Annotated in this window: 22 protein-coding genes; 15 read left to right on the plus strand and 7 right to left on the minus strand. The window is 53.9% G+C overall.

The window, feature by feature from the left end; translation table 11 throughout:
* The first annotated feature begins 15 nt into the window (after positions 1–15).
* From rfaF to K6958_RS19705, 3 genes are read left to right on the plus strand one after another with little or no spacing between them, the layout of a single operon-like run.
* Entirely contained in the window at positions 16–1,065 is a 1,050-nt protein-coding gene (gene rfaF, locus K6958_RS19695; protein WP_249892657.1) for an ADP-heptose--LPS heptosyltransferase RfaF, read from the plus strand.
* Positions 1,062–2,027 (plus strand): lipopolysaccharide heptosyltransferase RfaC, encoded by a 966-nt coding sequence (gene rfaC, locus K6958_RS19700; RefSeq protein ID WP_249892658.1) that lies wholly within the window; start codon positions 1,062–1,064, stop codon positions 2,025–2,027. The genes rfaF and rfaC overlap by 4 nt, the downstream gene beginning before the upstream one ends.
* Positions 2,027–2,932, plus strand: coding sequence for a WaaZ-like lipopolysaccharide core biosynthesis protein (locus K6958_RS19705; protein WP_249892659.1), 906 nt, complete (start codon positions 2,027–2,029; stop codon positions 2,930–2,932). Before rfaC ends, K6958_RS19705 begins: the two co-directional genes overlap by 1 nt.
* 184 nt (positions 2,933–3,116) lie before the next feature.
* Here K6958_RS19705 and K6958_RS19710 read toward each other — a convergent pair whose 3' ends face one another.
* Positions 3,117–4,082, minus strand: a complete 966-nt coding sequence (locus K6958_RS19710; protein WP_249892660.1) for a polysaccharide deacetylase family protein — start codon at positions 4,080–4,082, stop codon at positions 3,117–3,119.
* 306 nt (positions 4,083–4,388) lie between these two features.
* Between K6958_RS19710 and K6958_RS19715 the strand changes: the two genes are divergently transcribed.
* From K6958_RS19715 to coaD, 8 genes are all read left to right on the plus strand, one after another.
* Entirely contained in the window at positions 4,389–5,474 is a 1,086-nt protein-coding gene (locus K6958_RS19715) for a glycosyltransferase (RefSeq protein WP_249892661.1), read from the plus strand.
* 83 nt (positions 5,475–5,557) lie between these two features.
* Positions 5,558–6,658 carry a glycosyltransferase family 9 protein gene (locus K6958_RS19720; RefSeq protein ID WP_249892662.1) on the plus strand — a complete coding sequence of 367 codons (1,101 nt, stop codon included), beginning with the start codon at positions 5,558–5,560 and terminating at the stop codon, positions 6,656–6,658.
* A 53-nt stretch (positions 6,659–6,711) separates the two neighbouring features.
* Positions 6,712–7,662 (plus strand): glycosyltransferase, encoded by a 951-nt coding sequence (locus K6958_RS19725; protein WP_249894744.1) that lies wholly within the window; start codon positions 6,712–6,714, stop codon positions 7,660–7,662.
* A gap of 94 nt (positions 7,663–7,756) precedes the next feature.
* Entirely contained in the window at positions 7,757–8,833 is a 1,077-nt protein-coding gene (gene rfaQ / locus K6958_RS19730; protein ID WP_249892663.1) for a putative lipopolysaccharide heptosyltransferase III, read from the plus strand.
* Positions 8,826–9,971: a glycosyltransferase family 4 protein gene (locus K6958_RS19735; protein WP_249892664.1), complete on the plus strand. Its 1,146-nt coding sequence runs from the start codon at positions 8,826–8,828 to the stop codon at positions 9,969–9,971. Before rfaQ ends, K6958_RS19735 begins: the two co-directional genes overlap by 8 nt.
* An 80-nt stretch (positions 9,972–10,051) precedes the next feature.
* Complete coding sequence (gene waaA, locus K6958_RS19740) at positions 10,052–11,326, plus strand: lipid IV(A) 3-deoxy-D-manno-octulosonic acid transferase (protein ID WP_249892665.1); 1,275 nt, start codon at positions 10,052–10,054, stop codon at positions 11,324–11,326.
* The gene (locus K6958_RS19745; protein WP_249892666.1) at positions 11,327–12,106 is read left to right on the plus strand and encodes a glycosyltransferase family 2 protein; all 780 of its coding nucleotides are present in this window, start codon (positions 11,327–11,329) and stop codon (positions 12,104–12,106) included.
* Entirely contained in the window at positions 12,103–12,585 is a 483-nt protein-coding gene (gene coaD, locus K6958_RS19750; protein ID WP_249892667.1) for a pantetheine-phosphate adenylyltransferase, read from the plus strand. The genes K6958_RS19745 and coaD overlap by 4 nt, the downstream gene beginning before the upstream one ends.
* Positions 12,586–12,596: 11 nt before the next feature.
* Here the strand turns inward: coaD and mutM are convergent, their stop codons facing one another.
* The 4 genes from mutM to radC form a co-directional block, all read right to left on the minus strand.
* Positions 12,597–13,406, minus strand: coding sequence for a bifunctional DNA-formamidopyrimidine glycosylase/DNA-(apurinic or apyrimidinic site) lyase (gene mutM, locus K6958_RS19755; protein WP_249892668.1), 810 nt, complete (start codon positions 13,404–13,406; stop codon positions 12,597–12,599).
* A 75-nt stretch (positions 13,407–13,481) separates the two neighbouring features.
* Positions 13,482–13,649, minus strand: a complete 168-nt coding sequence (gene rpmG, locus K6958_RS19760) for a 50S ribosomal protein L33 (protein ID WP_013094893.1) — start codon at positions 13,647–13,649, stop codon at positions 13,482–13,484.
* Positions 13,650–13,660: 11 nt separating this feature from the next.
* Positions 13,661–13,897 (minus strand): 50S ribosomal protein L28, encoded by a 237-nt coding sequence (gene rpmB / locus K6958_RS19765; RefSeq protein WP_038629143.1) that lies wholly within the window; start codon positions 13,895–13,897, stop codon positions 13,661–13,663.
* A gap of 239 nt (positions 13,898–14,136) precedes the next feature.
* Positions 14,137–14,757: a RadC family protein gene (radC, locus tag K6958_RS19770; protein ID WP_249894745.1), complete on the minus strand. Its 621-nt coding sequence runs from the start codon at positions 14,755–14,757 to the stop codon at positions 14,137–14,139.
* A 232-nt stretch (positions 14,758–14,989) separates the two neighbouring features.
* On the opposite strand from radC, the gene coaBC reads away from it, so the two are divergent.
* From coaBC to slmA, 3 genes are all read left to right on the plus strand, one after another.
* On the plus strand, positions 14,990–16,204 hold the full coding sequence (coaBC, locus tag K6958_RS19775) for a bifunctional phosphopantothenoylcysteine decarboxylase/phosphopantothenate--cysteine ligase CoaBC (protein ID WP_249892669.1): 1,215 nt from the start codon (positions 14,990–14,992) through the stop codon (positions 16,202–16,204).
* Positions 16,182–16,640 (plus strand): dUTP diphosphatase, encoded by a 459-nt coding sequence (gene dut / locus K6958_RS19780; RefSeq protein ID WP_249892670.1) that lies wholly within the window; start codon positions 16,182–16,184, stop codon positions 16,638–16,640. Before coaBC ends, dut begins: the two co-directional genes overlap by 23 nt.
* Positions 16,641–16,760: 120 nt before the next feature.
* On the plus strand, positions 16,761–17,357 hold the full coding sequence (gene slmA / locus K6958_RS19785) for a nucleoid occlusion factor SlmA (protein ID WP_103060673.1): 597 nt from the start codon (positions 16,761–16,763) through the stop codon (positions 17,355–17,357).
* A gap of 62 nt (positions 17,358–17,419) precedes the next feature.
* Here the strand turns inward: slmA and pyrE are convergent, their stop codons facing one another.
* Together pyrE and rph are read right to left on the minus strand one after the other, a co-directional pair.
* Positions 17,420–18,061: an orotate phosphoribosyltransferase gene (pyrE, locus tag K6958_RS19790; protein WP_249892671.1), complete on the minus strand. Its 642-nt coding sequence runs from the start codon at positions 18,059–18,061 to the stop codon at positions 17,420–17,422.
* A gap of 58 nt (positions 18,062–18,119) precedes the next feature.
* Positions 18,120–18,836, minus strand: coding sequence for a ribonuclease PH (gene rph, locus K6958_RS19795; protein WP_103060671.1), 717 nt, complete (start codon positions 18,834–18,836; stop codon positions 18,120–18,122).
* A gap of 215 nt (positions 18,837–19,051) precedes the next feature.
* On the opposite strand from rph, the gene K6958_RS19800 reads away from it, so the two are divergent.
* Positions 19,052–19,915: a YicC/YloC family endoribonuclease gene (locus K6958_RS19800; protein ID WP_249892672.1), complete on the plus strand. Its 864-nt coding sequence runs from the start codon at positions 19,052–19,054 to the stop codon at positions 19,913–19,915.
* The last annotated feature ends 47 nt before the right edge of the window (positions 19,916–19,962 follow it).

Genomic DNA, 19,962 nt, shown 5'->3' on the forward strand with positions numbered 1-19,962 from the left:
GAAGGCGCACCCGGCATGAAAATACTGGTAATCGGCCCTTCCTGGGTCGGCGATATGATGATGTCGCAAAGTCTCTATCGCACGCTGAAGGCCGAGCATCCTGATGCCGAAATTGATGTGATGGCACCCGCCTGGTGCCGTCCGTTGCTGTCGCGCATGCCGGAAGTCAACGAAGCGCTGGCAATGCCATTGGGACACGGCGCGCTGGCACTGAGCGAGCGCTATCGTCTTGGCAAAGCGCTGCGGCATAAAAAGTATCAGCGCGCTTATGTGCTGCCCGGTTCGTTTAAATCAGCGCTGGTGCCTTTTTTTGCCGGCATTCCGCAACGTACCGGCTGGCGCGGTGAAATGCGCTATGGCCTGTTAAACGATCTGCGCGTGCTGGATAAGCCTGCTTTTCCGCTGATGGTAGAGCGCTATGTCGCATTGGCCTATGACGCCGGACGGATGAAAAGCGCCCGCGATCTGCCGCAGCCTTTACTGTGGCCACGCCTGCAGGTGGAAGAGCAGGAAAAAATCGAAACCGCAGCGCAATTTTCCCTTACCGCCGAGCGGCCGATAATCGGATTCTGCCCGGGCGCGGAATTCGGTCCCGCCAAGCGCTGGCCGCACTATCACTATGCCGCGCTGGCGCAGCAGCTTATCGCGGCCGGTTATCAGGTGGTGCTGTTTGGCTCGGCGAAAGATCGGGAAACCGGCGAACAGATCCGTCAAACGTTGGATGAAGCCGGACGCCGCTATTGTCATAACCTGGCCGGTGAAACCAAACTGGAACAGGCGGTAATTCTGCTGGCGCACTGTCATGCGGTGGTGACTAATGACTCCGGACTGATGCATATCGCCGCCGCGCTGAACCGCCCGCTGGTGGCGCTGTACGGGCCCAGCAGCCCTGATTTTACCCCGCCGTTATCGCAGCAGGCGCGCGTTATTCGCCTGATTACCGGTTATCATAAGGTGCGTAAAGGCGAGGCGGAACAGGGCTATCATCAAAGCCTGATTGATATCCAACCCACGCGCGTTATGGAAGAACTCACGGCGTTATTAAGCCAGCAGGAGCGTGCATGAAGGTACTGATTGTTAAAACCTCTTCAATGGGGGACGTACTTCATACGCTACCGGCGTTGACCGATGCCATGCGGGAAATTCCTGATATTCGCTTTGACTGGGTAGTTGAGGAAAACTTCGCCCAAATCCCCGCCTGGCACCCGGCGGTAGATCGTGTGCTGCCGGTCGCGATTCGCCGCTGGCGTAAACACTGGTTCGGTAGCCAGCAACGTGAAGAACGCGTCGCGTTTAAACGGGCGCTACAGGCTCGTGAATATGATGTGGTGATTGATGCGCAGGGTTTGATTAAAAGCGCAGCGCTGGTGACCCGGCTGGCAAAAGGCGTCAAGCATGGCCAGGATAGCCGCAGCGCGCGTGAGCCTTTCGCCAGTTGGTGGTATGACAAACGTCACGAAATAGATAAGCGTCAACATGCCGTAGAGCGTACCCGCGAGCTGTTTGCTAAAAGCCTTGGCTATGAAAAACCGCAAACGCAGGGCGATTACGCCATCGCCTCGCATTTTCTGGCCCATCCGCCGGCGGATACGGGACGTTATCTGGTTTTTCTGCATGCCACTACGCGAGATAATAAACACTGGCCGGAAAGCCACTGGCGTGAGCTGATTGCGCTTATTGAACCAACCGGTTTACGGATTAAGCTGCCCTGGGGGGCGGAGCATGAGCATCAGCGGGCACAGCGCCTGGCCGCCGGCTTTAGTCATGTAGAAGTCTTGCCGAAGCTGACGCTGGAGCAGGTGGCGCAAACGCTGGCAGGCGCGAAAGCGGTGGTGTCGGTGGATACCGGTCTGAGCCATCTCACCGCCGCGCTCGATCGGCCGAATATTACGCTGTATGGCCCAACTGACCCCGGCCTGATTGGCGGCTATGGGCTGAATCAACATGTATGCAAACCTGAAAATTCGACTGAAATGAAAGATATTAGTGCGGCACAGGTCGAAAGCAGGCTTAGGACGCTTATTTAATGGGGACTTTTTTTAAACAAATATATCGATACACGCATCCGCGTCGTTATCGGCACAATGAAAACCTTTGGCCCTATATTAAAATTAGTCGTGCCGAGCAAGGCCATATCGATAGTTTACGTTATCGAGGGCAGCCAGTGCCGCTGTATAATCTTTCATTGCTACGCGATGAAAGACCTGAAAAATTATTGATCGTTGCGACAGGTCCTTCGGTTAACCATACGGATTTTTCAGTACTTCAGCAACTACCGGCGATGGGCCTAAACGGAGCATGGTTTAAGCATCAGGAAATCGATTTCCACTATTATGTTATTGTTGATATGACCTTTCTGGACCGCCATATGGACATGGTTAAAGAAGTGGTCAGTCAATCTGAACTCATTTTTTTCACGACGATGCATGGCATTCTGAAAATTATCGATGCCATTTCTTTAGCACAAATAAAATGTCGGCTTGCTTTAATAGAAGATGCCTGTTTTAAAATTATGCAACCCCGAATTTTCCCGGAGGAAATACCCGACCAGTATAAAGAGATGGATGCTGTACATCTTGATGCGCGGCATCGACACATCGCTTTTTCGCAGGATATACGAACAGGTATTTTCGATGCAGGCACCGTTGCGTTTTGGTCATTACAAATCGCTGGGTTTATGCAGCCGAAAAAGATAATTTTTGCTGGGTTAGACATGAATAACTTTAATAACCCAAGATTTTATGAAACAAAACAAACGATGCTGCCATCTTTTCTGGAGGAAAAATTCACATCAATAGTATTACCTGCCTTTCAGCTTGCCAGTACCGTTCTGGCCAAAAAAAATATCTCTGTATATAATCTTTCAGCCATTAGCGCTATTCCTGATAATATTTTTCATAAGGTTTCTCCTGATGACGTCGTCAGTAGCTGATAAAATAACCAAAAGCCGCCAATTTATTTAACGCAAGGCATGTTCATTGTGGGGAACCCTGACATTTATTGGGTCATGTTCTGGCTTCCTTATGCCATTATCCTCACGCCCTACAGGCAACTTACCAAATAAAAACATGCGATGGCCTGGTTTGTTTATCAAGGCCATCGCTGATCTTAACGAATTAAACGGGCTTACGCTGCTTAATCATATAATATTCTGCCAGCGTCATCCCCTGGGTACGCTGCTGTAACCAGCTAAATAACGCGTCCAGATCGTCATAAAGCCGCTCAATATCGGCTTGCGTTTTAAACGTTGGGCTGCCATCCGGCATAAATTCTGATGAATGCAGCATAAACTCTACGTAATCGTTGCCCTGCGCCAGACTTAACTCCGCGACGCGCTTCATTGCCGCCAGATTGCCGCCGGAAGGGCGCAGCCAGTTAACCGACGGGCCGCGTTTTTTGCCGCGTAGGCGATCGTAACCCTGCTTTAACGTATTCATTAACGCCGAATGCTTGTACTGAATGCTCATCGGCACTTCCAGCAGCGTAGAATGACCGCTGCGTGAAATATCCTGCGGGTCCAAAAAATAAGCGTGCTGCGGAAAATGGCTATAGTCTGTGCCGCCCTGCCCCTGCGGCGCGCCAGGCGAATTGCGCCAGCTCACGCGCGGCGTGACTGAGCAATCAACCTGATAGCCCAGCTCACGCAGAACCGCGGCATAACGTTCATCAAACGCCCAACGACCAGCGCGGTGGCTGACCATTTTGGTTTGAAATTTTTCTTCCAGCAGGTCGGTCATAAATTTGACTTTGTCACGCAGCAGGGCATCCGGATATTCAATCAGATAGGGCTGCCAGCGCCAGTCATCATCGGTAAGCGGCGTTTCCGGCGGGCTGTTCCAGGCGTGCAAATGCATGCCCACCTCACCGTGACCGCGCTGAATCACATCGCTGGCGAACTCGACATAAGCGGGATCGCTCGCCATCTCATAGTTGGTCAACCAGGTCGGTTTAAACCCATATTTTTCACAGAGCGCCTGAAAACGCGGCAGGAAAAGCGTATTACGCGTGGTAATGGTCTGCCGATTGCGCCAAAGATTGTCGCCTTCGGTATCAATTGTGATGAGAAAAGCCGGTTTATTCATCTTACTTCCAACGCTCCATGAGTTAAGCCGCCATGTTACGCAGCCCCTTTAATCAGAGCAAAATTATTTCATTGCGTTAATTCCCCTTCTTTTGCTGACGATGGCAGGCTAAGCTTCGCTTGATTAAACATTAGCTGCGCTTTGTTACCTCTGATTAAACATTAGCTGCGCTTTGTTTCCTCATAAATAATGCTTCGCCCGGCTTCTGGCATCAGGTACTTAACTAACAACAAAATAACTCTTACACTTTTGCCAGTGACGTTGTTGCACACATAAGGATTTCCAAAATTGTCCAGGCGCATTTTGATGATCATTGATGGCTTGCCAGGGGGCGGCGCAGAAAAAGTTGTGCTGACGCTGGCCAAAGGCTTGCTGTCGCTGGGGCATCAGGTTTCGCTCTTTTCTTTACGCAGCGTATGCGACTATCCCTTACCGGCCGGGCTGGATTACCAGGTGATCGAGGATGGCTGCCGTAAGCCATGGCGTAAAATTACCGAACTGCAACGGCGGGCCCGCCTGTTGGATCGGGCGATCGTAAAATCAGAGCAGCAAAACGGTGCCTTTGATTTAGTGATTTCTCATTTGCACAAAACTGACCGCATCGTCAGCCGCTGCCGCCATCTCGATCCTGCTAAAACCTGGTATTGTCTGCACGGTGTGTTCTCCGCCTCTTATCTGGCGCGGCGAAAGGGGTTTTCCCGCTGGCTAAAGGTTCACAAAACCCGCCGGGTGTATCAGAACCGCAACATTATCGGCGTTTCTCAGTTTGTTATTAACGATCTGAAGCAGCACTACGGCATTAAGCCGGCGAAAGAGGCCGTTATCTACAACCCTTTCGATGTCGACTATATCTTGCAGCAGTCGCAGGAAGCGTGCGAGCTGGCAGGACAGGATTATTTACTGCACGTGGGCCGCTTTCATGCGACAAAACGCCACGATCGCCTGCTCCAGGCTTATGCTCATAGCGGGGTGCAGGCGCCTCTGGTGCTGATCGGCCAGGGCAACGATGCGCGTATTGCCGAATTAAAACAGCTGGCCGAGCAGCTGGGCATTGCCGATCGCGTCATTTTCAAAGGCTTTACCCATAATCCCTATGCATGGATAAATCACGCACGTATGCTAATCGTCAGCTCTGACAGCGAAGGCTTTGGCAATGTGCTGGTTGAAGCGCTGCTGTGCCAGACCTCGGTAGTCAGTACCCGCTGCCCAGGCGGCCCCGAGAGCATCCTGCAAGGCGAGCTGGCACGCGGACTGGCAGAAATGACCAGCGAATCACTGGCAGAAAGGATCCGGGACATTTATTATCAGCCGCTTAAGCTGCAGCAGCTTGATCTCTCGGTCTACCATGTCGAGACCATCTGTCAGCGCTATCTTGCCCTGATTGAGCGCTGACGATGATGCGCAATAATGGAATAATATTTTTAGCAGGGGATGGCTATGCTTTGCCCCGTTACCAGTATCACTGAGGAAACGGCGTGAATTACATTTTGATTTTTATCCTACTGTTGCCGATTAAATGGATCCGCAAGCTCTTCCAGAAAAAGGAAGGGCGTAATCTGGTGATCCAAACGGCTAAAATTGGCGACTTCGTTAATATCACGCCGTTACTGGCGCATCTGCAGCATAGCGATGCGCTGCTCAGCCGTACCGTTGCGCCGCTGGCACAGCACGATGATACACTGCAAAAAATTTGGTATATCGAAGATTATAAAAGCGGTCTGCTGGCTAAAATTCGTCTGGCGCTGCAGTTAATGAACCGCTACGACAACGTTTATCTGCTGCATCCCAACAACCTTAATCTGTTTTATGCGGCCTGCTGCAATGCGAATAATAAACGTTTTCTCTCGCACTATCGCCGCAAATGGTATCAGAGCCCGCTCTACTGGACAGCCGACGGCATAGTGCAGCACGAGAAAAACACGCTTACGCTGGAAAACTACCTTAAGCTGGCCGACCCCACCTTAACTAAGGATGCTTACCCGAAGCACGCCACGCATCCGCTCTATCCTCTCGCTCCGGTGCCCGCAGCACTCCAGCGTCAGGATGGCATTAAAATCGGTTTGAGTATCTCTGCAGGAAATCAGGCGAAAACCATTCCGCCTTCGGTGTGGAAACATCTGTTTGATCGTCTGGCTGACCTGCCCTGCCTGTTTTATATTTTTGGCGCTTCCTCGGAAATGCATCGCTTGCAGGAACTGTATAAGGTGGTAGGAGAGCGAGAGAACATTATCAGTCTGATCGGCTCGATTCCGCTTGAAGGTTTGCCGCATGCCATCAGCATGATGGATTTTTATATCGCTTCTGACTCCGGCAACGTTTATATCGCCGATGCCGTCGGCGTGCCGATTATATTGATTTATGGCCCCTGTTGTGTGGAAGAGCAACGGCCGCTGGGCGATGTTCTGTTGATTGGACCCGATCATATTGCGCCCTCTTCGTTTGTTTTTGCCGCGTTGTATCAGTTCCATCACCCGGCAGAGCAGCTTTATGCACTCGATAACCGCAAACTTGACGATATTTACGACTTTATTGCTGCCCGCCAGCCGGAGCGGCTGTGCCAAACCAAGCCTCATTAAACATGACTCAACAATCTGAAACCGCTGCGCCTTTACTGAGCGTCATTATCCCGATGTATAACGCCGGCAGTCTGTTCGACAGCTTTATGGCGTCGCTACTGGCGCAAACTTTTACCGATCTCGAAGTCATTATCGTGAATGACGGATCCACGGACGGCAGCGCTGAACGGGCCGCCGACTACGCGGCGCGCTATGAGCATATCCAGGTGATTAATCAGGAAAACGGTGGCGTTTCTCGCGCACGCAACGCAGGTCTGGCCGTGGCGCGCGGTAAATATGTGACGTTTCCCGATGCCGATGACACCCTGTCGCCGACCCTGTATCAGACGCTGGTCGAGATGGCCGAGCAGGACAATCTGGATGCCGCCCAGTGCAATGCCGAGTGCTTTTATGTCGGCAGCCAGCGTGTCAGGACGCTTATCCCGCACGATAGATTGACCTCGACCGGCGTACTGGACGGCGCAGCCTGGCTAAGTAAAGCATTGGCGACCCGGCGCTATTTGCATGTCGTCTGGATGGGGATTTATCGCTTATCGCTGATTAAATCGCGTGAGCTGCTGTTTGAGCCGGGGTTACATCATCAGGATATTCCCTGGACGACAGAATTTATGCTCAACGCCCGTCGGGTGCGTTATACCGACACTCCTCTGTATCGCTATTATGTACACGATCAATCGATCAGCAACCGTAAACGCACCGGGCAGCGTAACGTAGAGTATCAGCGTCACTACCTGAAAATCGCGCGGATGCTGGAAGAGATCAATCAGCGTTATCGCGGCAAGGTAAAAATTTATCCGCAGTTTCACTATCAGATAACGCATGAAGCGCTTAGCGTCTGTCACTCAGTACGTCGAGAGCCGGATGCCGATGCACGCCAGGCCATGATTGCGGATATATTTTCAACCCAAACCCACCGAAGAATGTTGCGCAATGCACGCGGCCTGAAACAGTGGTATCAGCTCCTGCTCTGGCTGAGCCGCATTTACCGCTGGCGTAAACACTAGGCGGACAGCGCCCGGGAAGAGACCGCAGACAGCGCTTTCGCCCCCGGCTGCTTTGTCCTAAGATCGGCTCACTTCATTCTAAGACAGGTTTTGTATGGTAAGTCAGATCCCTGCATCTTTTACTCCCCGCAATATTCTGGTGATTAAGTTACGTCACCATGGCGATATGCTGCTGACTACGCCGGTCATCAATGCGCTGCATCAGCGTTATCCCAACGCCGCGATTGATGTGTTGCTTTATCAGGAAACACGCCCGATGCTGCAGGCGCATCCGGCTATCCGTAAGCTGCATTTGATCGATCGTAAGTGGAAGAAACAGGGCATCTGGCATCAGGTTAAACAGGAGCTGAAGCTGGTTAACGCGATTCGGAACAGCCATTACGATGTAGTAATCAACCTGGCCGATCAGTGGCGCAGCGCGTTAATTACCCGGCTTTCTGACGCGCCGGTTCGTATCGGCTTTGCTTACAACAAGCGTAATAACCGCTTCTGGCATTACTGCCATAACCATTTAATCTCCACGCAAAATTTCGGTCAGCTACATACGGTAGAGCAAAACCTGCTGGCGCTGTCGCCGCTGGATGTGCCCACTAACGGCGCGCCGGTCTCTATGTACTATGCCGATGAAGACTGGCAGGCGGCGCAAAAGCAGTTGCAGGAGCAAGGCGTCAGTGGCCTTTATGTTGTTATCCAGCCCACTTCGCGCTGGACGTTTAAATGCTGGGAAGATGAGAAAGTCGCGGCGTTAATCGATCAACTGAATCAGCCTGGCCTGCAGATTGTCTTAACCGCGGCGCCAGACCCAAAAGAGATGGCGATGATCGCGCATATTCTCTCGCTGTGCCAGAATCCGCAGGTGACGACCCTTGCCGGACAGCTTAGTCTGCCCCAGCTGGCGGCGCTCATCGACCATGCCCGGCTGTTTATTGGTGTCGACTCCGCTCCGATGCATATGGCGGCGGCGCTGCAAACGCCCTGCGTCGCCCTGTTCGGCCCAACCAAGCTACAACAGTGGCGGCCATGGGGCGCTAACAACCGGGTTATCTGGGCAGGTGATTACGGTTCGCTGCCCTCTCCGGACTCGATTGATACTCAAACCGAGCAGCGCTATTTAAGCGCGATACCGGTTGAAGATGTGGTTGCTGCGGCAAGGAGCTATTTGGATGCGTAAAATACGGCTGGCGATTGTGCGCCAAAAATACCGGCCCGACGGCGGCGCTGAGCGCTTCATCGCCCGAGCGCTGGAAGCGTTAAACAGCGAGCTGCTCGATCTGAATATTATTACCCGCAGCTGGCAGGGGACGCCCAAACCTGACTGGCACCTGCATATTTGTAATCCGCCCAAACTGGGGCGCATATCCCGCGAGCGGGGCTTCGCCACGGCGGCGCGCGACTGCTGGCAGCGTGAACGGTTTGATATTGTTCAGAGCCATGAGCGCATCGCGGGCTGTGATATTTTCCGCGCCGGCGACGGCGTGCACCGTGTCTGGCTGGAACAGCGCGCGCGTATTGTTTCGCCGCTGCAACGGCTGAGCGCCTCGCTTAGCCCTTATCATCGTTACGTATTGAAGGCAGAGGAAGAAATGTTCCACTCTGCCGCACTGAAGAAGGTTATCTGTAATTCTGAGATGGTGAAGCGGGATATCATCCGCTGTTTTAACCTGCCTGAAGAACGTATTACCGTTATCTATAACGCCATCGATTCACAACGTTTTCAACCGGCGACTGAAGCCACCCGTGATGTTACCCGGCAGCAGCTGGCAATACCGCAACAGGCCGTCGCGCTGATCTATGTCGGCTCCGGATTTGAGCGAAAAGGTCTGAAGGCAGCGATTCAGGCGATGGCTAATAGCGATCGCTATCTGATCGTTGTAGGGCAGGATAAACATCAGGCACGCTATCAACAATTGGCGAATCAGTTGAACTGCCTGGACCGGCTGCGTTTTGTTGGCGTCCAGCAGGATGTGCAGCCTTTTTATCATGCGGCTGACGGCTTAATTTTGCCGACGCTGTACGATCCCTTCCCCAACGTTATTTTGGAAGCGATGGCCTGCGGCCTGCCGGTTATTACCAGCACCGGCTGCGGCGGCGCGGAATTTATCATGCAGGGTGAGCAGGGATTTGTTTGCGATGCGCTGGATATCAAAGCATTGCATGAAGCTGTACAGGCCATTCCTGCAAAAACGCAGAATTCAGCGATGGGCGATGCCGCACGCGCCAGAATAGAACCTTATACGCCGCAGCGGCTGGGTGCAGAATTGCATTCTCTTTATCAGCAGCTGCTCTCTGGCGCGGCGGAAGATAGATGAGTGCCGACAAGTTATCTGCTAACATGCCGTATTCCGCATATTTTGCTTAAGTTTGACGCATCAGTGTCGTAAAGATCGGTATGACAACGATTTACACCGCCCTGCTTTACCTCATACAGCCTCTGATCTGGCTGCGCCTTTGGCTGCGCGGCCGCAAAGCGCCTGCCTATCGTAAACGCTGGGCGGAGCGCTACGGCTTTTGTGAAGGTAAGGTCAGCCCCGGCGGCATCCTGCTGCATTCGGTATCGGTGGGTGAAACCCTGGCGGCCGTACCGTTGGTGCGGGCGTTGCGTCATCGTTATCCGACGCTGCCTATTACCGTGACCACCATGACGCCAACCGGTTCAGAGCGCGCGCAGTCCGCCTTCGGTAAAGATGTGCATCACGTCTACCTGCCTTACGATCTTCCCGATGCCATGAACCGTTTTCTGAATACGGTCGATCCCAGACTGGTCATCATTATGGAGACCGAGCTGTGGCCCAACTTTATTAAAGCCCTGCATGAACGTCAGGTGCCGCTGGTTATCGCTAATGCGCGCCTGTCGGCCCGTTCAGCGAAAGGTTATAAAAAGCTGGGAAAATTTATGCGCCAGCTGCTGCAGCGCATTACGCTCATCGCCGCACAGAATGAAGAAGACGGCGCGCGTTTTGTTGAACTGGGCCTGAAGCGATCTCAGTTGGCGATTACCGGCAGCCTGAAATTTGATATCTCCGTTACGCCTGAACTGGCGGCGCGTGCGGTTACGCTACGCCGTCAATGGGCGCCGCGCCGTCCCGTCTGGATTGCCACCAGCACCCACGAAGGTGAAGAGGCGATTGTGCTGGATGCGCATCGTCGCCTGCTGGCGCACTTCCCCGAGCTGCTATTGATTCTGGTGCCACGTCATCCAGAACGCTTCGATACCGCACGGGAAATGACGCAAAAAAGCGGCTTTAGCTATACCTTGCGCAGCAGCGGCGAAATTCCTTCCAGCAGCACGCAGGTAGTGATTGGCGATACCATGGGCGAGCTGATGCTACTGTACGGCATTGCCGATCTGGCCTTTGTCGGCGGCAGCCTGGTAGAGCGCGGCGGTCATAATCCGCTGGAGCCGGCTGCGCACGCTATTCCTGTGCTGATGGGTCCGCATACCTTCAATTTTAAAGATATTTGCAGCAAACTGAAGCAGGCCGATGGCCTGATTACGGTGACCGATACCGCCACGCTGGTACATGAAATAGGTAACCTGCTGATCGATGATGATTATCGCCGTTACCATGGTCGCCATGCCGTTGACGTATTGCATCAAAATCAGGGCGCCCTACAGCGTCTGCTTCAGCTACTTGAACCCTATCTGCCGCCACGGAATCATTAAATGACCGCACGCCAACGCCTGTCAGTGGTGATGATCGTTAAAAACGAAGCAGAACTGCTGCCGGATTGCCTGGCTTCCGTCAGCTGGGCCGATGAAATTATCCTGCTGGATTCCGGCAGCCAGGACGCCACCTTAGCCATAGCCCAACAGTATGGCGCAAAGGTTTTCCATTCCAGGGATTGGCCCGGCTATGGCCAGCAGCGCCAGCGGGCGCAGTCACAGGCCAGCGGTGAGATGATTTTGATGATCGATGCGGATGAGCGCGTCACGCCGGAACTGCGCGCCGAAATTGAACAGGTGCTTCAGGCGTCGCCGCAGCCGAATAAGGTCTACAGCCTTGGGCGTCTGAACCTGTTTTTAGGCCGCTTTATGCGCCACAGCGGCTGGTATCCCGATCGCGTGGTGCGCCTCTATCCGCGCACCTATCGTTATAACGATCATCAGGTGCATGAATCGCTGGAAACAGGACAGGCGCAGGTTGTGCCGCTGGCGGGACATCTACAACATCTGACCTGCCGCGATTTTAGCGCTTTTCAGCGTAAACAACTCGCCTATGCCGAAGCCTGGGCGCAACAGCGCCACCAGCAGGGAAAGCGCTGCGGCGTTTTCTCTATTTTTAGCCATACGCTGGGCGCTTTCGTCAAAACGCTGTTGCTGCGTGCCGGCTTTCTTGACGGCAGCCAGGGCTGGCTACTGGCGGTGGTAAATGCGCAATACACGTTCAACAAGTACGCGGCGCTGTGGGCGCTGGGTCAGTCAGCTAGCGGAGACAAAAAATGAGTACCAGAGCTATCTATCCCGGCACCTTTGATCCTTTTACCCTCGGTCATCTGGATATTTTGAGTCGCGCAGCGCTGATGTTTGACCATATTATCCTGGCTATCGCCGCCAGCCCGAGCAAGAAACCGCTATTCAGCCTGGAAGAGCGCGTCGCGCTGGCGCAGCAGGCCACTGCGCATTTACCCAACGTGGAAGTGACCGGTTTTAGCGATCTGATGGCGAATTTCGCCCGCGATCGCCAGGCCAACGTGCTGGTGCGCGGCCTGCGAGCGGTATCTGATTTTGAGTATGAAATGCAGCTGGCGCATATGAATCGCCATCTGCTGCCGTCACTGGAAAGCGTTTTTTTGATGCCTGCGGAACAGTATTCTTTTATCTCTTCTTCACTGGTAAAAGAAGTTGCCCGCCACGGCGGTGAAGTGAAAGCGTTTCTGCCAGAGCCGATTTATCAGGCTCTGCTGGCAAAGCTCGCCAGCTAACAGACTGGCGATTATTTCTGGCAGTGGCGGCAAAAAAAGGTGCTGCGCTGCCCATGCTTAGCGCTTTCAATTAACGTACTACATACGCGGCATGGCTCTCCGGCACGGCCATACACCTGCAGCTCCTGCGCGAAGTAACCCGGCTTGCCATCGCTCTGCAGAAAATCGCGCAACGTGGTGCCGCCCTGCTCAATTGAACGCAGCAATACCGCCTTAATTACCTTTACCAGCAGCGCGGTTTCTTCGTAGCTCAGCGACATCGCGGGACGATCGGGCAAGATCCCGGCAGCAAACAGCGACTCGCTGGCATAGATATTTCCCACGCCCACCACCAGCTTGTTATCCATCAGCCAGGGTTTGATCGCGGTACGTTTGCCGCGTGACTTTTCGAACAGGTAGTCGGTATTAAACTGTTCGCTTAACGGCTCCGGGCCCAGATGCGCCAGCACATTGCTGCCCTGCAGGTCATTACTCCACAGCCAGGCGCCAAAGCGGCGGGGATCGGTATAGCGCAGCACTTTGCCGTTGCTCATCACCAGATCGACATGATCGTGCTTCGCCGCCGGGATCGCCTCTGGCAGCACGCGTAGGCTACCTGACATGCCAAGATGAATAATGATCCAGCCTTCAGGCAGCTCCAGCAGCAGATATTTTGCGCGACGCTGCACGCTCAGCACCGGCTGGTCGCTCAGTGCATGAATCTCCTGTGATACGGGCCAGCGTAAACGCGGATTACGCACCACTGCGTGCAGAATGGTTTCTCCTACCAGGTGCGGTTCAATGCCGCGACGGCTGGTTTCTACCTCAGGTAATTCAGGCATGACAGCTCCTCACGTTTTACGGTTTCATAAAAACAAAAAACCCGGCCGAAGCCGGGTTTTTCGTGGAAGCCGCAATTATTTAATTTTAGCTTCTTTGTACATCACGTGCTGGCGTACAACCGGATCGAACTTTTTCAGTTCCAGTTTTTCCGGTTTAGTACGTTTGTTCTTCGTGGTGGTATAGAAGTGACCTGTACCAGCAGAGGAAACCAGCTTGATCTTCTCACGAATACCTTTAGCCATGATTCAGTTCCTTAGTACTTCTCACCACGGGCACGCAGATCGGCCAGAACCGTATCGATGCCCTTCTTATCAATTACACGCATACCTTTAGCAGATACACGCAGAGTAACGAAACGTTTCTCGCTCTCAACCCAAAAACGGTGAGAGTGCAGGTTCGGCAGGAAACGGCGTTTCGTCGCGTTCATTGCGTGGGAACGGTTGTTACCGGTCACCGGACGCTTGCCAGTTACTTGGCAGACTCGTGACATGTCAATTCTCCAAAAATCAAATCAGCTCGAGCTTTAAAAATTAGGTCTTGGCCGCCTCGTCAGGCTTGTAGCCCATCCAGGCGAGTTCCATGTGAACCCGCTGAGCAGGCCTAAACGCCAAACCCGAGATTCTCAAAGGTGGCGTAGTATACGCCTTGTATTGCCAGCGCTCAAGTCCCGAACAGATAAAGATCCCCATGGATCGCCGAAATAGTACAGAAAAGAGACAACTTTTGCCCTTAAAGCCAGCCGCGCTCGGCGAAAGAAACGTATTCTCCCTTGCCTATCACTAAATGATCGAGCACGCGAATATTCATCAGCAGGCAAGCCTGCTTAATATGCTGGGTAATATCCCGATCGGCGGCGCTCGGCTCCGCATGACCAGAGGGATGATTGTGCGCCAGAATCAACGCCGCGGCATTAAGCTTTAGCGCCGCACGCACAATTTCACGCGGATGCACCTCCACGCTGGTAATCGTACCGGTAAACATCTGCTGGGCCTGCAGCACCCGATGCTGATTATCCAAAAAGATCGCCATAAAAATTTCGCGCTCCTGATGCGCCAGCACGCTTTGCAAATACTGTTGCGTCAGCCGGGGATTCTCCAGCACATTTTCCCGCGCCAGCTGCGCCTGAAAAAAACGTCGTCCCAGTTCCGCCACCGCATGCAGTTGCGCCAGCTTGGCGTCGCCTACGCCTTTGATGGCGGCAAACGCACTCTTTTCCGCGCTCATCAGCAGATAGAGCGAGCCAAAGGTTTCCAGCAGTTCATGCGCCAGTTTCATAACCGGTTTGCCGCACGCGCCGGTACGTAAAAAGATGGCCAGCAGCTCTGCATCGCTTAGCGCCGGCGCGCCCATCTGTTCTAGCTTTTCCCGCGGTTTTAACACGTGCCTCTCCTACTGGCCGTTTTCGCTATCTGGTCGCTACTCTGCGCCTGGCGAAACGATACCGCCAGCGACTGCCGTTATCTTTTCGAGACGGCTCGCAAAGGTGGCGGGATGCTAAACGGCTTGACCCTAAGAATGTGTTAAAATCGCGCCATTATGGCGGACCTGGTTTATCAGAGGGTCAATAAGGGCAGAAGCGAATATGATGGGATTAACCGGTAAACATATTGTCTTGGGCGTCAGCGGCGGCATTGCGGCTTACAAAACGCCTGAACTGGTACGGCGCTTGCGCGATCGCGGCGCCGAGGTGCGCGTGGTCATGACCGAGGCCGCTAAAGCCTTTATCACGCCGTTAACGCTACAGGCGGTTTCTGGCTATCCGGTTTATGACGATCTGCTCGACCCGGCGGCAGAAGCCGCTATGGGTCATATTGAACTGGGAAAATGGGCCGACCTGGTAATTCTGGCGCCCGCCACGGCTGATTTAATTGCGCGCGTCACGGCGGGTATGGCTAACGATCTGGTGACTACGCTCTGTCTGGCGACCGCGGCGCCCATTGCCGTGGTGCCTGCCATGAATCAACAAATGTACCGCGCCCTGCCTACGCAGGAAAACTTGCAGCGCCTGTCTGGTCGCGGCGTCTTGATCTGGGGGCCGGATAGCGGTAGCCAGGCATGCGGCGATGTGGGCCCGGGCCGCATGCTCGACCCGCTGGCAATTGTCGATCGCGCCGTCGCCTGGTCAATGCCCGTCAACGATCTGCAACATCTCAACATTATGATTACCGCCGGCCCTACGCGCGAAGCGCTTGATCCGGTACGTTATATTTCCAATCACAGTTCCGGCAAGATGGGCTTCGCCATTGCCGCTGCCGCTGCCGCGCGCGGCGCCAGAGTTACGCTGGTGGCCGGCCCGGTCGCGCTGGCTACGCCTACGGGCGTGACGCGTATTGATGTTACCAACGCGCTAGAGATGGAAAAGGCGGTAATGTTGCATATTACGCAGCAAGATATTTTCATTGGCAGCGCAGCCGTGGCAGACTACCGCGCAGCAGAGGTAGCGCCAGACAAAATAAAAAAACAGGGTGATGAAATCACGCTGAGAATGGTAAAAAATCCCGATATTGTCGCGGGCGTTGGCGCGCTGTCCGAAGGGCGTCCGTATGTTGTAGGGTTTGCTGCCGAAACCCGTAATGTGGAAGAATACGCGCAACAAAAACGTGTGCGGAAAAATCTGGACCTTATCTGCGCCAACGATGTATCCAAATCCGGGCAAGGTTTCAACAGCGATACTAATGCTCTTCACCTTTTCTGGCAGGAGGGAGAAAAAGTTTTGCCTCTCGCAGATAAAACGCTCCTTGGCCAGCAGTTATTAGACGAGATTGTCAGCCGTTATGATGAAAAAAATCGACGTTAAGATTATTGATGCGCGCGTAGGCAAAGCATTCCCTCTGCCGACCTATGCTACCTCCGGCTCCGCAGGTCTGGATTTGCGCGCCTGTCTTGATGCCCCGCAGGAGCTGGCGCCAGGCGCCACCACGCTGCTGCCGACCGGCCTGGCGATTCATATTGCCGATCCTTCTCTGGCCGCCGTTATTCTGCCGCGTTCTGGCCTGGGCCATAAGCACGGCATTGTGCTGGGCAACCTGGTGGGGCTAATTGACTCTGATTACCAGGGGCAACTGATGGTTTCCGTATGGAACCGCGGCCAGGATAGCTTTACTATCCAGCCTGGCGAACGCATTGCACAGCTGGTTTTCGTGCCGGTCGTACAGGCAGAATTTAACCTGGTTGAAGATTTTGACGCCAGCGCGCGTGGTGAAGGCGGCTTCGGTCACTCCGGCCGGAATTAAACGCGCAGCAACACCCTCCGCAACCCGACTTGTTTATTTTTCAGCACCGTGAGATGCCTTCTCACGGATGTTGCGTGGGCCTTTGCCCGTTTATGATAAATCTCAGGGGTTTATAACGTCATGGCAGAAAAAAAGAGCGCGAAAAGGAATCGTCGCGATGAAATCCTGCAGGCTCTGGCACAGATGCTGGAATCCAGCGACGGCAGTCAGCGCATTACCACCGCTAAGCTGGCCGCCACGGTAGGTGTTTCTGAAGCCGCGCTTTACCGTCACTTTCCCAGCAAAACGCGCATGTTTGATAGCCTGATCGAGTTTATTGAAGACAGCCTAATCACCCGTATCAACGCGATTCTGAAAGATGAAAAAGAGACCATGACGCGTCTGCGCATGATCGTGCAGCTGATTTTAGGTTTTGGCGAGTTGAATCCTGGCCTGACACGTATTCTCACCGGCCATGCGCTGATGTTTGAACAGGACCGTTTACAGGGCCGCATTAATCAGCTTTTCGAACGTATCGAAGCCCAGCTAAGGCAGGTTATGCGTGAGCGCAGAATGCGTGAAGGGGAAGGTTTCGCCACTGACGAAACGCTGCTTGCCAGCCAGCTGTTGGCCTTCTGCGAAGGAATGCTATCGCGCTTTGTGCGTTCAGAGTTCCGCTATCTGCCGACGCAGGAATTTGACGTACGCTGGCCGCTGCTGGCGGCGCAGCTGGTATAAACGGCAAATTGTCCTCAGGCTGCCGGGCCAACATTAGCCCGGCGACGCTGCCTGGCGGTCGTTTAAATACCGTAGCTTTGGCGATAGCTGCGCACCGCGGCCAGATGATCGGCCATTTCTGGCTTTTCTTCGAGATAGTCGATCAAATCGCTCAGGGTGATAATCGCCGTCACGTGGCACTGGTAGTCGCGTTCCACTTCCTGAATCGCAGATATCTCACCGCGTCCACGCTCCTGACGATCGAGTGAAATCAGCACGCCAGCCAGACTTGCGCCGTTCGCCGCAATAATCTCCATCGATTCCCGGATGGCGGTACCGGCGGTAATCACATCATCTACCAGCATCACGCGCCCCTGCAGCGGGCTGCCGACTAACGTTCCGCCTTCGCCGTGATCTTTCGCTTCCTTACGATTAAAGCAGTAGGGGACGTCGCGCTGGTGGTGGTCTGCGAGCGCAACGGCGGTAGTGGTCGCGATGGGAATGCCTTTATAAGCGGGCCCAAACAGCAGATCAAAATCAACGCCGGAATCAACCAGCGCCTGCGCGTAAAAACGGCCCAGCAGCGCCAAATCACGTCCAGTATTAAACAGGCCGGCATTAAAGAAATAGGGGCTTTTACGTCCCGATTTCAGGGTAAATTCGCCAAATTTTAATACCTGCTTGTTTAAAGCGAACTCAATAAATTCACGCTGCCAGGCTTTCATCTTTACTCTCCTCGAAATTTAACGATAAAAAAGGCGACTCTCTGGTCGCCTGAAATAATTAACTGTTTAACGCCGCCTTCTGCGCCTGAATTAAGGTATCGATGCCGTCTCGCGCTAACGCCAGCAGCGTCAGCAGCTCTTCATGACTGAAAGGTTCGCCTTCGGCGGTGCCTTGTACCTCAATCATGCGGCCATCCTCCATCATCACCACATTCATATCGGTTTCAGCGGCGGAGTCTTCGACATACTCCAGATCGCATAGCGCTTCACCGTTAACAATGCCAACCGAGATAGCCGCAACCATGCCTTTCATCGGATTCTTCGCCAGCTTACCGGCGGCAACCAGCGCATTCAGCGCATCCGCCAACGCCACGCAGGCGCCGGTAATAGAAGCGGTACGGGTGCCGCCATCGGCCTGCAGTACATCGCAATCAAGAGTAATGGTGTATTCGCCCAGCGCTTTAAGATCGACAGCGGCACGCAGCGAGCGCGCAATCAGACGCTGGATCTCTAGCGTGCGTCCGCCCTGTTTGCCCTTCGCGGCTTCGCGCGCGTTGCGGCTGTGGGTGGAACGCGGCAGCATGCCATATTCGGCGGTAATCCAGCCCTGCCCCTGACCTTTAAGGAAGCGCGGCACGCCTTCTTCTACGGTCGCGTTACAAAGCACTTTGGTATCGCCGAATTCAACCAGTACAGAACCTTCTGCATGTTTGGTGTAGTGACGAGTCAGGGTAACGGGACGTACCTGCTGTGTGAGACGGCCTGCTGGACGCATGGTTTTTCTCCGGCTTGCTAATATTGGCTGCGCATTATACGGTTTTCAGCCTTGCCTGCCTACCGAACATGCTTTTCCAGCGCGCGAAGCGCGCATTAATCTTTTTATCGCCCATGATGATCAACGGCTATTTCCGTTAACCGGCGCTTATACCTGTTAAGGGAAGGCGCGCATCGCTATAATTCCCCTATCTTTCCTGAATACGGGTACGCAAAATGATCCGCAGCATGACCGCCTACGCCCGGCGTGAAACCAAAGGCGAATGGGGCAGCGCAGCCTGGGAGCTGCGTTCCGTGAACCAGCGCTATCTTGAAACTTACATTCGCCTGCCGGAGCAGTTCCGCAGCCTGGAGCCGGTTATTCGTGAGCGTCTGCGCAATCGCCTGACGCGCGGGAAGATTGAGTGCAATTTACGCTTCGATGCCGACCCAAGCGCGCAAAGCGCCTTAATCCTGAATCAACCGCTAGCCAAACAGCTGCTGGAAGCTGCGCAGTGGGTGAAACAGCAAAACGCCGATGGCGCGATTAATCCGGTCGATATTTTGCGCTGGCCTGGCGTGATGTCCGCTCAGGATCAGGATTTAGATGCGATTAACGCAGAGTTGATCGCTACGCTGGAGCTGGCGATTGATGACTTTATCGCCGCGCGTGAAAGCGAAGGCGCCGCACTGAAAGCGATGATTGAGCAACGCCTTGAGGGCGTTAGCGCTGAAGTGCAAAAAGTACGCGCCTGGATGCCAGAAGTGCTTAAATGGCAGCGCGAACGGCTGGTGACCAAGCTTGAAGAAGCGGAGCTGCAGCTGGACAACAACCGCGTCGAGCAGGAACTGCTGATGATGGCTCAGCGTATCGACGTTGCCGAGGAGCTGGATCGCCTTGAAGCGCACGTTAAAGAAACCTATAACATCCTGAAAAAGAAAGAGGCCGTTGGCCGCCGTCTTGACTTCATGATGCAGGAATTTAACCGTGAATCGAACACGCTGGCGTCGAAATCGATTAATGCGGATATCACCGCCTCGGCGATTGAGCTGAAGGTGCTGATCGAGCAAATGCGCGAGCAGATCCAGAATATCGAATAACACCCTCTGCGGGCGCTTACCCTCTTACGAAGCACGATGTAAACAAT

The organism is Mixta hanseatica (genome assembly GCF_023517775.1).
In the GTDB taxonomy this organism is placed as follows: Bacteria; Pseudomonadota; Gammaproteobacteria; order Enterobacterales; family Enterobacteriaceae; genus Mixta; species Mixta hanseatica.

What these genes read in the sequence shown, in the direction of transcription:
- rfaF (WP_249892657.1), top strand. Translation starts at nt 16, where the DNA reads ATGAAAATACTGGTAATCGGCCCTTCCTGGGTCGGCGATATGATGATG.
- rfaC (WP_249892658.1), top strand. Translation starts at nt 1,062, where the DNA reads ATGAAGGTACTGATTGTTAAAACCTCTTCAATGGGGGACGTACTTCAT.
- K6958_RS19705 (WP_249892659.1), top strand. Translation starts at nt 2,027, where the DNA reads ATGGGGACTTTTTTTAAACAAATATATCGATACACGCATCCGCGTCGT.
- K6958_RS19710 (WP_249892660.1), bottom strand. Translation starts at nt 4,082, where the DNA reads ATGAATAAACCGGCTTTTCTCATCACAATTGATACCGAAGGCGACAAT.
- K6958_RS19715 (WP_249892661.1), top strand. Translation starts at nt 4,389, where the DNA reads ATGATCATTGATGGCTTGCCAGGGGGCGGCGCAGAAAAAGTTGTGCTG.
- K6958_RS19725 (WP_249894744.1), top strand. Translation starts at nt 6,712, where the DNA reads ATGTATAACGCCGGCAGTCTGTTCGACAGCTTTATGGCGTCGCTACTG.
- rfaQ (WP_249892663.1), top strand. Translation starts at nt 7,757, where the DNA reads ATGGTAAGTCAGATCCCTGCATCTTTTACTCCCCGCAATATTCTGGTG.
- K6958_RS19735 (WP_249892664.1), top strand. Translation starts at nt 8,826, where the DNA reads ATGCGTAAAATACGGCTGGCGATTGTGCGCCAAAAATACCGGCCCGAC.
- waaA (WP_249892665.1), top strand. Translation starts at nt 10,052, where the DNA reads ATGACAACGATTTACACCGCCCTGCTTTACCTCATACAGCCTCTGATC.
- K6958_RS19745 (WP_249892666.1), top strand. Translation starts at nt 11,327, where the DNA reads ATGACCGCACGCCAACGCCTGTCAGTGGTGATGATCGTTAAAAACGAA.
- coaD (WP_249892667.1), top strand. Translation starts at nt 12,103, where the DNA reads ATGAGTACCAGAGCTATCTATCCCGGCACCTTTGATCCTTTTACCCTC.
- mutM (WP_249892668.1), bottom strand. Translation starts at nt 13,406, where the DNA reads ATGCCTGAATTACCTGAGGTAGAAACCAGCCGTCGCGGCATTGAACCG.
- rpmG (WP_013094893.1), bottom strand. Translation starts at nt 13,649, where the DNA reads ATGGCTAAAGGTATTCGTGAGAAGATCAAGCTGGTTTCCTCTGCTGGT.
- rpmB (WP_038629143.1), bottom strand. Translation starts at nt 13,897, where the DNA reads ATGTCACGAGTCTGCCAAGTAACTGGCAAGCGTCCGGTGACCGGTAAC.
- radC (WP_249894745.1), bottom strand. Translation starts at nt 14,757, where the DNA reads ATGGGCGCGCCGGCGCTAAGCGATGCAGAGCTGCTGGCCATCTTTTTA.
- coaBC (WP_249892669.1), top strand. Translation starts at nt 14,990, where the DNA reads ATGATGGGATTAACCGGTAAACATATTGTCTTGGGCGTCAGCGGCGGC.
- dut (WP_249892670.1), top strand. Translation starts at nt 16,182, where the DNA reads ATGATGAAAAAAATCGACGTTAAGATTATTGATGCGCGCGTAGGCAAA.
- slmA (WP_103060673.1), top strand. Translation starts at nt 16,761, where the DNA reads ATGGCAGAAAAAAAGAGCGCGAAAAGGAATCGTCGCGATGAAATCCTG.
- pyrE (WP_249892671.1), bottom strand. Translation starts at nt 18,061, where the DNA reads ATGAAAGCCTGGCAGCGTGAATTTATTGAGTTCGCTTTAAACAAGCAG.
- rph (WP_103060671.1), bottom strand. Translation starts at nt 18,836, where the DNA reads ATGCGTCCAGCAGGCCGTCTCACACAGCAGGTACGTCCCGTTACCCTG.
- K6958_RS19800 (WP_249892672.1), top strand. Translation starts at nt 19,052, where the DNA reads ATGATCCGCAGCATGACCGCCTACGCCCGGCGTGAAACCAAAGGCGAA.